The following is a 16,621-nucleotide window of genomic DNA, read 5'->3' as shown; positions in this document are numbered from 1 at the left end:
GGCCCAGACAAAATATCCAGGCCACTTTAATAAAACTATATCTATGGCTTAGGAATAGCTAGATCTTCTTTGTAATCATTAGTTACAATGTCATAGTCAGATCTTTCTACCCATTCCATAATTATCTGTGCTAATTTTACTCTCTGTCTTGCCAGGTTATTACCATAATTTGGATTCTGAGCATCTATCCATGTATTGTATAGTACTTCTTCAGATGGTCCCGGCTCAATTTTGAAATATACAGGTGCTGCTATTCTTGCTATTTCTCCAGCTTCGTGATATCTCTGGAATCCACCCATTGATTCTACAAGACTCATATATACATCTAAAGGAATATCTACTCCACCCTGTCTGATTGAAGCAAGCATCGGCAGTGTCATATCTGCCAGTGGGTTAAAGCTGTCTGCCCCTAAATCCTGCAGCAGTTTGCCGCCAAATGCTGTTCCATGTCCTGCAAATACAGATACCTTAAACTTGGTTTCTTCCGGAATTAATCCCTCATCACGCATATCATTTAACAATTTCAGCATACCTTCATCAGTTATTAAAAATCCTCTTATTCCGGCTTCCAGACAGCGGTCAATTTCTCTCAGATAATTGTATGCCATATCATGACCTCTTAATCTCATACCTGATACATAACCTTCATCTGTAACATACTGGCGACCATTGTCCCAGCCTCTGTTTGCTGATGGATTAACCAGAAGTTCAAGATTGTGTGCTGCACCCAGCTTAGCAAATTCTTTAAGCTCTGCATCATCAAGCAGTGAAGCTCCTTTTACAAGGGAAATTACTCTGTGTACTGTTACACCTCTTTTATCAGCTTCATCTATCATTGCTTCTAAATTATCTACATTTTCTATACCAGAAATCTCTATTCGACAGTGAGCTCCACCATCAAATCTTTTGTCTGAATCAGGTATATCAAATCTTTCTCTTACTGAAAATGATGTCTTATCATTTAAATACTTTTCCATATCTTTAAAAGCCATCTTTTTATTCCTCCCTGGTTTTTATTTATATATTTACAGCTTGATTTACTTTAACTTTTTTTATTACAGCTGACTTCTATTTAAACTCATTAAACAACTTTTCAAAATCTTCTACACTATCTTTAATATGGTATACATGGTCATCATCCGGGAATTTTTCTTCTTTTACATCTTTTATATATTCCTTAAATGCATTTATCTCTACTTCTGCCACATTTGCATACTTTTTGACAAACTTAGGTGTAAATGCCTGGAACATTCCCAGCATGTCTCCACAGATTAGAAGCTGTCCATCACAGGGTAGACCTGCTCCGATTGAATATACAGGTATTGTTAATTTTTTGGTGATAAATTCTGTCACTTCCGGTGGTACTGCTTCCAGTAAAATTGCCCTGGCTCCTGCTTCTTCTACGGCCACTGCATCTTTTATAAGATCTCTAGCACTATCTACTGTCAAACCCTGTGCTTTAAATCCACCCAGCTGCCCTGAACTCTGTGGGGTTAATCCTATGTGGCCGAATACTACTATACCTGCTTCGGAAATCGCTTTTATCTTATCTGCTATTCTTCTTCCACCTTCAAGCTTAATTGCATCCATATCTGCTTCTTTGAGAAAACGTACTGCATTATCAACTGCTGCTTCCGGTGAGCTCTGATATGAACCAAACGGCATATCTCCTATTGTAAATACATTTGGTGCTCCTCTTCTTACATCCTGACTGTGGGCTATACAGTCATCCATTGTTACTGGTACTGTTCCTTTATATCCTTTAACTACCATTCCCAGTGAATCTCCAACTAAAATCATGTCCATACCTGCTTTTTCTGCAAATTGAGCTGTTGGAAAATCATAGGCTGTGATCCAGGCTACTTTTTCTCCTTCTTCTTTCATTTTCATAAAATCTAAAATTGACTTTTTCTTGGGCATATGTATTCCTCCTATTAGTTTATTGTACTTTTTCAGAACACGTGATAATTAATACAGCAAATTTTTAGAAAAAACTCTGCTTTTGACCTAATATTTAGCTAATTTATCACCACCTTAAATATGTTTAAGTTCATATGTAATTTAAATATTCATTAAAAATCTATTTAAAAAAGTTTATTGCCTTCTAATTCAATATTTTTAATTATATTTTGTCGTTTGTCGACAATCGTCTCTATGGTTTATATTCAACATGTTTTAAAATATTCCTTCTTATTTTTTTGAAAATTTAATATTTTTCAAAATATTTTTCTTTATAAAAATCAATGAAGCTCCTGACAGAACAAGGATAATTCCCACTGCCTGTACGAAAGAAAATTTATCTGAAAACAAAATCACCGATAAAATTATAGTTACAATTGGCTCTATCATACTTAAAATAGAAACAAAAGTTGGCTTGATTAATTTTACTCCTGCAAAAAATGCTAGAAATCCACCTGCAGTTATAAAGGTTATTATGATAATGAAAATCCAGCTAATGCTCTCAAATTGAAAATGCAGCCTGTCTGTAATTAAACCTATTACAAAAAATGAAATACCAGCAAATAGACTTACAAAAGCAGTTGTTACCATAAGAGAAACTTTTTTCAGCATTCTGCTGCCATATATAGTATAAATTCCATAACTTACAGCAGCACCAGCAGCCATAAGTATTCCGGCTTTATCTACATCCTGAAACTGTCCCTCCAGCAGTAAAACCAGACCGACAAATGATATTATTATAGAGATTATTATTTTTGCATTTATCTTTTCTCCTTCAAGTATAAAAGATAAAACTGCAACAATTATAGGATATGTATAAAAGATCAAAACTGCCAGAGAAGGAGATATTATCTTGACAGATGTAAAATACAGCATACTAAATAAAGCATAAATTACTCCACCCTGTATAAATAAAAGCAGTGTATTTTTTAAATCTAAATTTATTTTCTTTTTCCTAAAAAAAATAAATACAAATAAGATCAAAGAAGCGAGTAAAAATCGGCTGAAGAGCAGTGTGAACACTCCTACTCCTCCATTATAGGCAAATATAGCCATTATCGGTACAATACCGAAACCGGATGCAGAAAAAAGTGCGAATAAAACTCCCTTATAATAGTCACTCAAAAGTAACCACTCATTTCTTTTTTTATTTTACTGCATTTCCAGGATTATTTATAATGTCGTTTGTCGACTGTATTATATTATATATATTCTGATTATTCAATAAGATTCCTGCATATTTTTGAAAGTTCTTTATTTCACAAAATTAAAAGAAAAAACAGCCCCCAAATATCAGTCAGGAGCTGTTAATTTTTAATAAAAATATTATTTTATTTATTGTGTTTAAAAAACCACTTTTTTTTACGCTCTGTTTGCTATTTTCTTAATTTAATCTTTAAGTTCCCCAAGCCTCTGTATCAGTTTTTCTTTTTTCTGTTTATATTCCTGCAGTTTCTTTTTTTCTGCTTCTACAAGATGTTCAGGGGCTTTATTTACAAAACCTTCATTGTTCAGTTTACCTTTAGCCCGATTAATTTCAAATTCAACATCTTCAATTTCTTTTTCCAGTCTTTTAAGCTCTTTATCTAAATCTATCATTCCTTTTAAAGGAAGTATTACTTCAACTTCATTAACTATTGCCGTAGAAACTTTATCCGGTTTATCTATATTTTCTCCTTCAATAGTAAGATTTTTTATACGGGCCAGATTCTCAATATATTCTCTCCCCTCTTCCAGAATTTCAGCTTTTTTACTTCCTGCAGAGAGCAGTGCTTTTATCCTTTTCCCGGGATTAACTTTCATTTCATTTCTAATATTTCTGATCGATTTAATCACATTCATTATAAGTTGCATTTTTTCCTCAGAAACTATATCTGTATCAGATTCTGTTTTTTCTGGCCAGTCAGAGTTCATAATACTGCCATCAGTTCCCGGGAGTTTCTGCCATATCTCTTCAGTAATAAAAGGCATTACCGGATGAAGCAGACGCAGTATTTTTTCCAGAACAGTTAAACCATAATACTGTGCTGTCAGCTTTGCATCTGGATCCTCATCCTGATAGAGTCTGGCTTTAATTAGTTCAATATACCAGTCACAGAATTCATTCCAGATAAAGTCATATAGACTGCCTGCCATTTCTCCAAAATTATAATTTTCTAAAGCTTCATCAATTTCATTAGCCACTGTATTTAATCTGCTTTCAATCCAGCGGTCTGCAAGTGTGGGCTTTAAATCATTTTCTTCCACTTGATCTAGTTCAAAATCTTCCATATTCATTAAAATAAATCTTGATGCATTCCAAATTTTATTGGCAAAATTACGGCTGGCTTCCAGTCTTTCTTCTCTAAAACGCATATCATTACCCGGGGTATTACCGGTAATTAAAGTAAATCTCAAAGCATCAGCACCATATTTCTCTACAATTTCTAGTGGGTCAATTCCATTGCCCAGTGATTTACTCATTTTTCTACCCTGTGAATCTCTAATAAGGCCGTGTATATAAACATCGGTAAATGGTTCTTGATCCATAAATTCAAGACCCATAAAAATCATTCTTGCCACCCAGAAGAAAATAATATCTCTTCCTGTAACAAGAACATCTGTTGGATAAAAGCTCCTCAAATCATCAGTACTCTCAGGCCAACCAAGTGTAGAAAAAGGCCATAGTGCTGAAGAAAACCATGTATCTAGTACATCTTCATCCTGCTTTAAATTACTGCTCTGACAGGATGGACATTCATCCGGTTCTTCTCTAGCAACAATTACTTCACCACAGTTATTACAGTACCAGACAGGAATTCTGTGTCCCCACCAGAGCTGACGAGAAATACACCAGTCTCGAATATTTTCCATCCAATTCATATAAACTTTGCTGAATCTCTCAGGAACAAATTTAATTGTACCATCTTTAACGGCTTCAATGGCTGGTTCTGCAAGTGGTTTCATTTTTACAAACCACTGTTTGGAAACAAGTGGTTCAATTACAGTGTCACAGCGGTAGCATTCTCCCACATTGTGCACATGATCTTCTGTTTTAATAAGTAATCCTAATTCTGTCAGATCTTCAATAACTTTTTTGCGGCACTCATAGCGGTCAAGACCAGCATATTTACCTGCATTCTCCGACATATTTGCATCTTCATCAATTACTTTAATAACTTCCAGGTCATGACGTCTGCCTATTTCAAAGTCATTAGGATCATGAGCAGGTGTTACTTTAACCATACCTGTCCCAAATTCACTATCTACATATTCATCTGCAATTATTTCTATTTCTCTATCCATCAGTGGGAGGATAACTTTTTCTCCAATAAGATCTTTATATCTCTCATCAGAAGGATGTACGGCAATAGCTGTATCTCCCAGCATTGTCTCAGGTCTTGTAGTAGCAACAGTAATAAATCCTTCTCTATCTTTATATGGATATTTTATATGATAAAATTTACCTTCTTTTTCTTCATGTTCAACTTCAATATCAGAAAGTGTAGTATGACAGCTGGGGCACCAGTTAACTATATAATCACCCTGATAAATCAATTCTTTTTCATATAATTTTATAAAAACTTCTTTAACAGCTTCAGAACAGCCTTCATCCATTGTAAATCTTTCTCTGCTCCAGTCACAGGATGAACCCAGTTTTTTAAGCTGATTTGTTATTTGATCTCCATACTCTTCTTTCCACTCCCATGCCTTTTCTAAAAATCCTTCTCTGCCGACTTCATCTTTCTCTATCCCTTCACTTTTCAGCTTGTCAACAACCTTTACTTCGGTTGCTATACTAGCATGATCTGTCCCGGGCAGCCAGAGAGCGCGATAACCATGCATCCTTTTCCAGCGGGTTAAAATATCCTGCAGTGTGTTGTCCAGTGCATGGCCCATATGCAGCTGTCCGGTAATATTTGGGGGAGGCATAACTATACTAAAAGTATCCATTTCTCCCTCAGGATCTTCTGCTGGCGCAAAATAATTATTTTCCATCCAGTAATTATACCACCTATCTTCAGCTTTTGCTGGATCATATGTTTTTTCTAAATTTTCCATTTCTCTACCTCCTAAAAATATTTAAACTAAAAAAACTCCTTCATCCACTTAAGGACGAAAGAGTCTTTTCGCGTTACCACCTTAATTCTGCCGGCAAAAAATGCTGCCTGACAGCTCTCCTTTTGTTAACGATAATTATTTTTACCGAATTACACTACTGATTTCATGTAATCAACTCAGAGGCGACATTCATTTTATTACCCTGCAGAATCTTTCAGCCGACGAATTCCGCTCTCTTTTGGATAAGTTAAAACTACTCCTCCCCGTCACAGTCTTTAATTATATTTTTTAGTATTGTTTTTATAATACAGTATTCAGCGCTCAAATGTCAAGTTCAGCTGCTGATAGTTTCCATATTTTTTGTATTTTACTTAACAGCATTATAAACTACTAAGCTAATTGATATCTAAAAAATTCTCAGCTGCTTTTTTATCCTGAGGATAATTTATATTAAAAAATAATTTTTTGAGATTAAAAAAACTGTCAAGTTCTTCTTCTTTAATAATTTTTATTCTGCTTTTATTATAAATTGATTTTATTTTTAGCTCACTGCTGAAAAGGCTGGCCTTTATTTTATCCAGAAGATTTTTGCTATAAATTGCTGCCAGAGGTTCTAAATAACCATTATATTCTGAAACCAGAATTTCATATTTATTTTGAACTAATTCTTTCTGTAGTTTTTTTTCTAAAAAGGAAAAATAGTCATCATCCAAAAATGGCATATCACATCCAGCCAAAAAATTATATTCTGTACTGGAATAATACAATCCTGTGTAAAGTCCGCCCAGCGGCCCTTTATTTTTTATAATATCCTCCCTAATTTCTGCACCTGCAATAAAGCTATAAGTTTTTGGAGGACCAATAATAATAACATTATCAAAGTGACTGTCTAATTTGTTATACACATATTCAATTAGCGGCTTATTTTTAAAGCTGAGGAGGGCTTTGTTTTCTCCATAGCGGCTGCTTTCTCCTCCAGCAAGCAAAATAGCATTTATCTTCAATATCAATTCACATCCCAAAATTAATTATATGTCACTCAACTTTTAAGTTAATATATAACTGTTTTTAGTTGGAAATTTAACGATAGAGTATTTAGTGATTTAATTTTTATTATACCATATTTTTTAGATAAAAACAGAATTAGGACAGCCAGAATAGTGCTGCCCCAATCTATTATAGTTATATTTTTCTTATGTCTTTTGTAATTTTACTGCTGTTACCTTTAATTCGGGAATTTTAGCTTCCGGATCCAGCTCATCCATTGTTAAGCGATTGGCAGGACTTTCAGCAAAATGGAAAGGCATAAATATCTGTCCTGGCTGAACTGTTTCAACTATTTCAGCATTTGTTTCGATTTCTCCCCGGCGCGAGCCGATCTTTACTCTATCTCCATTTTTAATTCCCATTTTTTCTGCATCTTCTGCATTAATTTCTACATAAGCATCTGGTACATGTTCATCAATAGGTTGAGAATTCCTGGTCATTGTACCTGTATGGTAATGATAGAGCATTCTTCCTGTCATCATAATAAATTCATATTCCTCATCTGCCTTTTCAATAGAAGGTATATGGTGGGAGGGATAAAATTTACCTTTACCTCTAATAAAACCACCTTTATGAAGATACTGTGTACCCTTATCTTCTCTATCTCTGCAGGGCCACTGAATTTTCTCTTTATCCAGGCGGTCATAATGTACTCCTCCATAGATAGGAGTTAATTCAGCTATTTCTTCCATTATTTCCTCAGTAGAATTATAATCCATTTCATATCCCATTTTATTGGAAAGTTCACAGATAATCTCCCAGTCTGCTTTTGCCTCTCCTGGAGCTTCTACAGCTTTGTTTACTTTCTGTATTCTGCGGTCTGTATTTGTAAATGTACCATTTTTTTCGGCAAAACAGGCAGCTGGTAAAACAACATCTGCATATTCAGCAGTTTCTGTCATGAAAATATCCTGTACAACAAGAAATTCCACCTTTTCTAACGCTGCTTCTATATGTCCCTGGTCCGGATCTGATAAAGCAGGGTTTTCTCCCATAATATAAAGAGCTTTAATTTTATTTTCATCAATTGCTCTGAACATTTCTACTACTGTTAAACCTACTTCATCAGAAAGGCCTTCAACTCCCCAGGCTTTTTCAAACTTATCTTTCATATCTGGATCAGTCACTGACTGATAGCCTGGATAAACATTTGCCAGTGCTCCAAGGTCACATGCTCCCTGAACATTGCTCTGACCTCTTAAAGGGTTCACCCCGGTTGATTTTCGTCCTACATTTCCAGTCAGCATTGCCAGTGATGTAATAGATGTTACATTTTCTGTTCCGGATTTGTGCTGTGTAATACCCATTGCATAGTAAATAGCTGATTTATCCTGAGAAGCATATAATCGGGCTGCTTCTCTTATTGTGTCAGCAGGAACACCAGTAATTTCTTCTGCCTTTTCCGGTGGATAAAAGCTAACAATCTTTTTTAGCTCTTCATAATTTTCAGTATGTTCTTCAATAAATTCAGTATCTTCCAGGCCTTCTTCAATTATTACATTCATCATAGAATTTAACAGTGCTATATCGGTACCCGGCTTCTGCTGAATAACTATATCTGCATATTCAGCTAGTTCAATTCGGCGTGGGTCAGCTACAATCAATTTAGTTCCATTTTTTACTGTTCTTTTCATTTTTGCTCCGATTACCGGGTGATTTTCTGTAGGATTAGAACCAATTACAAAAATAAGATCATTACCGGCAATTTCATCAATAGAATTTGTCATTGCTCCACTACCAAAACTTTTGGCTAGACCAGCCACAGTAGAGGAGTGTCACAACCGAGCACAGTGTTCTACACTATTGGTTTTCATCACTGCTCTCATAAATTTCTGCATAATGTAATTCTCTTCATTTGTACAGCGGGCAGAACTCAGTGCTCCAATCTCTCTACCACCATGTTCATCTCTTATCCTGCTTAAATTATCAGCAATATAATCTAGAGCCTCATCCCAGCTGCTTTCTACAAATTCTCCATCTTTTTTTATAAGAGGATACTTTAATCTGTCAGGGCTATCAATAAATCCATAGGCAAATCTTCCTTTAACACACATCTCACCATCTGGATTTGGAGCAGTATCATCATAAACAGAATCAACCTTTATTACTTCATTCCCCTTAATATTTAACTCTACCTGACAGCCAACTCCACAATAACCACATGTTGTCCGCTGTTTCCTGAGTTCATACTCACGGCCTTTTTTTCTGGCAGGCTTATAGGAAAGAGCTGCGGTTGGACAATTTTCTACACACAGTCCACAGAAAACACAGCTGGAATCCTCTCCTCCCAGTCCTTCATCAAAAGCTGCTGCAACTTTTGTTTTAAATCCTCTTTCACTGAATTCTATTGCATCAGAACACTGTAGTTCACTATCTGCTCTAACACATTTTCCACAGAGAATACATTTATCTGGATCATACACTATAAAGGAGTTTCTTTCCTCCAGTTCAAATCTATCTTCTTTTTTACTTCCATAAGATGATTCTTCTATATCAAATTGATAGGCAAGATCCTGCAGCTGACAGTCACCATTGGCTTCACATGTCATACAGGTCATTGGGTGATCTGATAAAATTAAATCAAGCACTGTTTTTCTGGCGTCATAAATTTTATCATTATCGGTTTCTACTTCCAGTCCATCTCTGGCTGGGAGTGTACAGGCTGTCTCCAAACTGCCGTTTTCTTTATTTTCTACAAGACACATCCTACATGCACCTGTTATACTTAAATGTTCACTATAACAGAGTGTTGGAATATCAATATCATTTCCCCTGGCAACTTCTAAAACAGTCTGACCGGGGTCGAATTTATAACTATTTCCATCAATTATTATCTCTTTCAATTTTTGAACTCCTCCTTCAATTAGAAATTGCATTAACTGGACAAACTTCTGCACATGCACCACAGCTGATACAGGCCTCCGGATCTATAGTATGGGCTTTCTGTTTTTTTCCCGTTATTGCATCAGCCGGACATACTGTTTTGCACTGTCCACAGCCGATACAGTGATCTTCATCAATAACATAACTTCCTTTGAGTGCATCACATTGTCCTGCCGGACATTTTTTATCATTTATGTGTGCTTCATATTCGTCTCTAAAATATTTAATTGTAGTCAATACTGGATTGGGAGCAGTCTGGCCCAGTCCACATAGAGAAGCTTCCTTAATAACTTTTCCCAGCTGTTCAAGCTTCTCAATATCACCTTTTTTACCTTCACCTTCTGTAATCCTCTCAAGTATTTCCAGCATTCTCTTTGTTCCAAGTCGGCAGGGCGTACATTTTCCACATGATTCAGATTGAGTAAATGTTAGAAAAAACCGAGCCACATCTACCATACAGGTATCTTCGTCCATTACAACCATTCCACCTGAACCCATCATTGCCCCAATTTCTTTTAAAGAATCATAATCTATTTTAAGATCCAGCTGTTCAGCAGGAATACATCCTCCTGAAGGTCCACCGGTTTGAACAGCTTTGAATCCTTTATCATCAGTAATTCCACCACCAATATCGTAAATTATATCTCTTAAACTCAATCCCATAGGAACTTCTACCAGACCGGTGTTTTTTATTTTACCGGTTAAAGCAAAAACTTTTGTGCCACTGCTGTTTTCTGTACCAAATTTATTGAATTCTTCTGCCCCATTATCAATAATAAAGGGAATATTAGCATATGTTTCAACATTGTTTATATTAGTCGGCTTGCCCCATAAACCACTCTGAGCCGGATAAGGTGGTCTGGAAGTTGGAGTTCCCCTCTTACCTTCTATTGATGCCATAAGTGCAGTTTCTTCTCCACATACAAAAGCTCCGGCACCTTCCTTAATATGAATTTTAAAATTAAACTCAGTTCCAAAAATGTTTTCTCCAAGTAGGCCCAGCTCTTCTGCCTGAGAAATAGCTTTTTTTAATCTTCTAATCGCTAGAGGATATTCTGCTCTGACGTAAATATATCCTTCATCAGCATCAATAGCATAAGCAGCTATCATCATACCTTCCAGAAGTTTATGTGGGTCCCCTTCCAGCAAACTGCGGTCCATAAATGCTCCTGGATCTCCTTCATCTGCATTACATACTATATACTTTTTCTCACCTTCTGCATCTTTTGCAAACTGCCATTTTAGTCCAGTTGGAAATCCTCCACCTCCACGGCCGCGGAGACCAGATTTTTTAACTTCTTCTATTATTTCCTTACTTTTCATCTGCGTTATTGCTTTCGCAGCAGCCTGATAACCCTTTTTTTCTATATAATCATCTATTTTTTCTGGATCAATTAAACCACAGTTTTGCAGTACTATTCTCTTTTGTTTTTTATAAAAATCTAACTCTTCATAATATGGTAATTCCTTTATAGCAGTATATTCTTTCATCAAATCTATCCTTCCTCACAATTATTCTAAAATTCTAGCAATTGCAAATTCTTTAACTATTTTTTTCTCAAATACATGTTTGTTAATTATTCTTTTAACATCACTTTCTTCAATCTCACCATATGTAACTCTCTCCATACCGGGCATTTTTATATCCATCAGTGGTTCTTTTTCACACATACCGATACAGCCGGTTTCTGTTATTTTGACATCCAGATTTTTTTCTTTAACTACATCCACAACTGCATTGCGTATTTTTTTTGCGCCTGCTGCAATACCACAGGTTCCCATACCTATTATTATCTCAGGTTTATCGTCAATTTTTTGATTATTTTTTTTCTTTTCAGAAATTTCATTCTGATATTCTTTTAATTCAGAAAAAGATTTCATTAATTACACCTCCAAATAAATATAAACCCCACATGGGGTTTATTAGTGATATATTTCTCAATTCTTGTTTCTATACTCATTAATAACTTCTACTATTGATTCAGGGGTCATTCTCCCATAACTTTCATCATTAATCATTACAACCGGTGCAAGTCCACAGGCCCCAAGACAGGCCACCGGTTCCAGAGTAAAGAGTAGGTCTTTAGTGGTTTCTCCCCTGTCCACACCAAGTTCATCTTTAAGGGCTTCGAGGACCTTATCACCACCTCTTACATGACAGGCGGTTCCTTCACAAACTCTAACAATATATTTTCCGCGCGGTTTTTGGTGAAACTGTGAATAAAAAGTTACCACTCCATACAATTTGCTGTAAGGTATTTTCATTTCATCTGCTATATATTTTTGTGTATCTTTTGACAGATATCCTAATTCATTCTGAGATTTCTGGAGTACGGTAATCAAACTATCCTTTTTCCCTCTGTGATCATCCAATATCGTATCGACCTTACTCAGTTCTATTTTATCCATACATCAGACTCCTTAATTAAAATATTTAATGTTAATTAATATATTCAATGTGATTTAATATTTTCCTTCTTTTTAATTATAATTTTTTGGATTTTTCTGCATTTTTAAAAATATAAAAATTATCTATCTTCCAGTACATGCTGCAGGCCCTGTCCAAACAGACATATCACATGGTCATCATCCAGAGAATAATATACTGAACGTCCTTCTTTTCTAAACTTAACCAGTTTATTATTTCTTAAAATTCTCAACTGGTGAGATATAGCAGAAGAAGACATATTTAAAAGTTCGGACAGGTCACATACACACAGTTCTCTTTCTTTAAGAGCATATAAAATTTTAATTCTGGTTGGATCACCCATTGTCTTAAAAAGTTCTGATAATTCGTAGATTACATCATCATCCAGCTTCTTTTCTTTCATCATTTCTACCACACTGTTATCTGGATTAAAAACTTCACATACATCACAGTATTTTTGCTGTTCAATCATTTTTAACACTCCATTAATCAGATTTTAAAATACGCATAACATTAAATACAGCCAGCAGTGCAACTCCTACATCAGCAAATACTGCTTCCCACATTGTTGCAGATCCAAATGCACCAAGAATCATGACTATACCTTTTACTCCCAGAGCCATATATATATTCTGCCAGACAATTTTTTTCGTCTTCCTGGCAATATTGACTGCAGTAAGAATTTTAGAAGGTTCATCTGTCATTAAAACAATATCGGCTGCTTCTATAGCTGCATCAGATCCCAAAGCTCCCATTGCAACACCAATATCTGATCTTGCTAAAACCGGTGCATCATTTATTCCATCTCCCACAAAAATTAATTTACCTTTATTATCTAAAAGCTCTTCTATTTTTTTAACTTTTTCTCCTGGCAGCAGTTCTGAATAATAACTATCCAGGGAAAGCTTTTCAGCTATTTGAGCAGCAGCAAGTTTGCGGTCTCCAGACAACATAGATACTTTTATGTTCATACTCTTTAGTTCTTTTACAGTTTTTTCAGCATCTTCTTTTAAAACATCATTTATTAGAATATGGCCAATAAATTGATCATTTTCAGCAAGATAAATAACTGTACCTTCTTCCAAAACTTCTTTAAAATCTATAGAAAATTGATTCATAAGTTTTTCATTACCTGCCATAACTATTTTATTATCAAATTCTGCTTTAATACCTGCCCCGGATATCTCTTCAAATTCAGCATCATTTAGCAGATTTTCTTTTTCCCCATATGCGTCCAGAATAGATTTAGCTATTGGATGATTAGAAAACTGTTCTGCCTCTGCTGCAGTTTTAAGAATATATTTCTTATTATACCCATCTGCAGGTATAATATCAACTACACTAAAACTCCCTTTAGTAAGAGTTCCAGTTTTATCAAATACAACTTTATCAACATTATTCAATGCTTCTAAAAAGTTGCCACCTTTAACCAGTATTCCTTTTTTGGAAGCCAGTCCGATTCCACCAAAAAAGCCAAGGGGAATAGATACGACCAGAGCACATGGACAGGAAACTACCAGAAAAATAAGCGATCTATAAAACCATTCAGAAAAGCTGCCTCCTAAAAATAATGGTGGAATTACTGCTACCATTAGAGCGGAAAATACAACAAAAGGGGTGTAATAACGAGAAAATTTTGTTATGAATTTTTCAGTGGAAGCTTTTTTGGAACTGGCATTTTCAACCAGATCAAGTATTTTTTTCACAGTAGAATCACTGTACTCTTTTGTAACCTTAACCTTCAAAAGACCTTTCAGATTTACCATTCCGCTTAATACTTCATCACCTATCTCTGCACTGCGCGGATATGATTCACCAGTTAAAGCCGAAGTATCCATACTGGAAGAACCAGAAATTATTTTTCCATCAAGTGGAACTTTTTCTCCCGGTTTTATAACTATATGGTCTCCAGGTTCTATATCTTCTGGATTTACCTGTATAATACTGTCATCAACAACAACATTTGCATAATCAGCTCTTATATTCATCAAGTCTTTAATAGAACGGCGCGATTGATTAACTGCTCTATCCTGAAAAAGTTCTCCGATCATATAAAAAAGCATAACAGCAACAGCTTCAGGATATTCTCTAATAGAAAAAGCTCCTACAGTGGCTATCAGCATTAAAAAGTTTTCATCAAAAATCTGTCCTCTGCCTATATTTTTTAAAGCTGCATTGATTACAGGCCAACCAATAAGGAAATAAGCTGTTACAAAAAAGAATAGAGAAATTAAATCTGGTCGAGAAAAATTAATCAAATCAATATATCCTGTCACCAGGGCAGCGGCAAAGAAGATACACCCTAAAACTATCTTCCAATTTTTACTTAAAAAATCATTTGATAAACTATCTTTATTTTCTTCTAAGCTATTACTTTTCTGATTTTTACCTTTATTTCTTTTTTTAACCTTTACTCCTGGTTCAATTCGATTAGAAATAGACTGAATTTCCTTTTCCACATCTTCTAAAAGATTTTCATCACCTTCAACATCTATTGTAGAAGTGGCAAAATTTAATTTAACATTATCCAGTCCTTCTATTTTTGTTACCTCATCTTCTATCTTCAAAGCACAGTTGGAACAATTTAGTCCCTCCAGTTCAAACTGCTCTTTTCTTTTTTTGGCTTCAACTTTTTCTTCTGTTTTTTTGTCCATCTGAAGATTAGTCCCCATTTTTCGCCCTCCATAAATTTTTATAACTATATTTGAACAATTATTCATATGTTTGCTAAACTTATTATATTTAAAATTGTTTCTACTGTCAAGTCTATTTAAATATTTTTCAAAAATACTGCCAGGTTACAACAAATTAAAAATCCTCTGCCCTTTACAGCAGAGAATTTATTTTTAGTCAATAATATTCAATTGGATTTAATACAGAGATGTTAATTTTTAATATGCCATAATAAAATATACTAACAGATGCTGAAAAAAATTAGGGCAAAAACCATACTTATACTTATTATGCTTCAATTTAAATAATTTAATGGATTGGCAGGCCGTCCATTAACCTGAACTTCAAAATGAAGATGTGGACCGGTGGAATTTCCAGTATTTCCTGACTTAGAAATTATTTCTCCTCTTCCTACTCGTTCTCCAACCCGTACAAGAAGTTTAGAATTATGTGCATATAGGGTTCTCAGACCTTTTTGATGTTCGATTATAACACAGTAGCCATACCCTGTGGCCCAGCCGCTGTATACAACCCGACCTGAAGAAACTGCTTTTATTGGAGTTCCCATTGGAGCTGCAAAATCAATACCTTCATGCATCCTGCCCCAGCGCATACCATAATATGAAGTTATCCTTGTATTAATCGGTTTAATAAATTTTTTCTCCAGTCGATCTCTGTAGCTGAATTCCGGTACAGCACCTCTTAAAACTAATAGTTTATCAATTTCGACTCTGTTTGGATTTTCTATGTTATTATCTTCAATTATCTTTTTTAAACTTATATTAAATTTAGATGCAACTTCAGACATACTTTCTCCTGGTGAAACTCTATAAAGTATTCCTTTAACCGGTAAGATTTTTAATTCCTGACCAGGCTTGATACTGTTCATATTTGCAATATCATTTGCACCAATTAATGTATCAATATTTATATTATATTTATGTGCAATATCCCAGAGAGTTTCTCCTCTTTTTACAGTATGTATCTTCATTTTGTCTATTAAATCTGGTTTTCCAGAAGTTTTAAAAACTTTTTCTTTTTCTCCAATTTCCGGTCTTTCAGGTGATAAGTTAATATTTTTTTCTCTGTCCATTTTTTTTAGATCATCACCTAAATCACTTTCAATTTCAGGTGGTTTAGTAAATGCTTTATCTGTATTAATAAAATCATTATCATTTTCAGTATAATTTTTTTTATCAATATTTTTATCTTGTTCAACAGGTCTATTGTCTTTTTTTATTTGGGGTCTTTCAGCTCTATTTGTACTGCTGCCGTTATTCCTATTTTCTAGAGGGTATCTTCCACCATAATAATTATTAAAAGCCATAGAATTAGTGTAGGCTGATAAACCCATTGTTAAAAATATAATTAAAAAAACAATTAAGCGCTGACCTTTTTTCAATGTAATTTCCCCCAAATTAATTTATTTGTTCTATTCACTGCTTCATTTAAATTTTATTTAAAACTTTATTGTCTTTTTTACCAATAGATGTTTTGATTGTAACACAAAAAGCATATAATATTTTCCAATTTACATGTTTCAAATACTAAAATAAGTCTTCTAAACACAACAATAAAAGCATTTAAAAC

Annotated in this window: 12 protein-coding genes and 1 other annotated feature; all 12 genes read right to left on the bottom strand. The window is 34.6% G+C overall.

All coding sequences use genetic code 11. From position 1 onward, the window contains the following. Positions 1–41: 41 nt before the first annotated feature. A complete protein-coding gene (locus tag DFR78_RS09795) occupies positions 42–992 on the bottom strand; it encodes a hypothetical protein (RefSeq protein ID WP_114458663.1) in 951 nt (316 codons plus the stop codon). Between the two features lie 76 nt (positions 993–1,068). Further along, on the bottom strand, positions 1,069–1,920 hold the full coding sequence (panB, locus tag DFR78_RS09790; protein ID WP_114458662.1) for a 3-methyl-2-oxobutanoate hydroxymethyltransferase: 852 nt from the start codon (positions 1,918–1,920) through the stop codon (positions 1,069–1,071). Positions 1,921–2,190: 270 nt separating this feature from the next. After that, positions 2,191–3,084, bottom strand: coding sequence for a DMT family transporter (locus DFR78_RS09785; RefSeq protein WP_114458661.1), 894 nt, complete (start codon positions 3,082–3,084; stop codon positions 2,191–2,193). Between the two features lie 264 nt (positions 3,085–3,348). Next, the gene (locus DFR78_RS09780) at positions 3,349–6,000 is read right to left on the bottom strand and encodes a valine--tRNA ligase (RefSeq protein WP_114458660.1); all 2,652 of its coding nucleotides are present in this window, start codon (positions 5,998–6,000) and stop codon (positions 3,349–3,351) included. A gap of 47 nt (positions 6,001–6,047) precedes the next feature. Continuing rightward, positions 6,048–6,279, bottom strand: a binding site (T-box leader). Positions 6,280–6,395: 116 nt separating this feature from the next. Then, positions 6,396–7,004, bottom strand: a complete 609-nt coding sequence (locus tag DFR78_RS09775) for a molybdenum cofactor guanylyltransferase (RefSeq protein ID WP_158531756.1) — start codon at positions 7,002–7,004, stop codon at positions 6,396–6,398. Positions 7,005–7,193: 189 nt separating this feature from the next. After that, positions 7,194–9,890, bottom strand: coding sequence for a formate dehydrogenase subunit alpha (gene fdhF / locus DFR78_RS12175; RefSeq protein ID WP_255416541.1), 2,697 nt, complete (start codon positions 9,888–9,890; stop codon positions 7,194–7,196). Positions 9,891–9,906: 16 nt separating this feature from the next. After that, positions 9,907–11,421: an NADH-quinone oxidoreductase subunit NuoF gene (gene nuoF / locus DFR78_RS09765; RefSeq protein WP_147267767.1), complete on the bottom strand. Its 1,515-nt coding sequence runs from the start codon at positions 11,419–11,421 to the stop codon at positions 9,907–9,909. 21 nt (positions 11,422–11,442) lie between these two features. Next, the gene (locus tag DFR78_RS12440) at positions 11,443–11,811 is read right to left on the bottom strand and encodes a ferredoxin (protein WP_147267766.1); all 369 of its coding nucleotides are present in this window, start codon (positions 11,809–11,811) and stop codon (positions 11,443–11,445) included. 57 nt (positions 11,812–11,868) lie between these two features. Continuing rightward, complete coding sequence (gene nuoE, locus DFR78_RS09760) at positions 11,869–12,339, bottom strand: NADH-quinone oxidoreductase subunit NuoE (RefSeq protein WP_114458657.1); 471 nt, start codon at positions 12,337–12,339, stop codon at positions 11,869–11,871. 119 nt (positions 12,340–12,458) lie between these two features. Then, positions 12,459–12,830, bottom strand: coding sequence for a helix-turn-helix transcriptional regulator (locus tag DFR78_RS09755; RefSeq protein ID WP_199505602.1), 372 nt, complete (start codon positions 12,828–12,830; stop codon positions 12,459–12,461). Between the two features lie 13 nt (positions 12,831–12,843). Next, complete coding sequence (locus DFR78_RS09750; RefSeq protein WP_199505601.1) at positions 12,844–15,030, bottom strand: heavy metal translocating P-type ATPase; 2,187 nt, start codon at positions 15,028–15,030, stop codon at positions 12,844–12,846. Positions 15,031–15,326: 296 nt separating this feature from the next. Continuing rightward, complete coding sequence (locus DFR78_RS09745; RefSeq protein ID WP_114458655.1) at positions 15,327–16,433, bottom strand: peptidoglycan DD-metalloendopeptidase family protein; 1,107 nt, start codon at positions 16,431–16,433, stop codon at positions 15,327–15,329. Between the last annotated feature and the right edge of the window lie 188 nt (positions 16,434–16,621).

The sequence above is a fragment of the Halanaerobium sp. MA284_MarDTE_T2 genome, from assembly GCF_003337245.1.
Classification (GTDB): Bacteria; Bacillota; Halanaerobiia; order Halanaerobiales; family Halanaerobiaceae; genus QPJE01.
This window is presented reverse-complemented; position numbering and strand designations above follow the sequence as displayed.

Coding starts and splice junctions, on each gene's coding strand:
- DFR78_RS09795 (WP_114458663.1), bottom strand. CDS start 992: ATGGCTTTTAAAGATATGGAAAAGTATTTAAATGATAAGACATCATTT.
- DFR78_RS09780 (WP_114458660.1), bottom strand. CDS start 6,000: ATGGAAAATTTAGAAAAAACATATGATCCAGCAAAAGCTGAAGATAGG.
- panB (WP_114458662.1), bottom strand. CDS start 1,920: ATGCCCAAGAAAAAGTCAATTTTAGATTTTATGAAAATGAAAGAAGAA.
- DFR78_RS09755 (WP_199505602.1), bottom strand. CDS start 12,830: ATGATTGAACAGCAAAAATACTGTGATGTATGTGAAGTTTTTAATCCA.
- DFR78_RS09750 (WP_199505601.1), bottom strand. CDS start 15,030: ATGGGGACTAATCTTCAGATGGACAAAAAAACAGAAGAAAAAGTTGAA.
- nuoE (WP_114458657.1), bottom strand. CDS start 12,339: ATGGATAAAATAGAACTGAGTAAGGTCGATACGATATTGGATGATCAC.
- nuoF (WP_147267767.1), bottom strand. CDS start 11,421: ATGAAAGAATATACTGCTATAAAGGAATTACCATATTATGAAGAGTTA.
- DFR78_RS12440 (WP_147267766.1), bottom strand. CDS start 11,811: ATGAAATCTTTTTCTGAATTAAAAGAATATCAGAATGAAATTTCTGAA.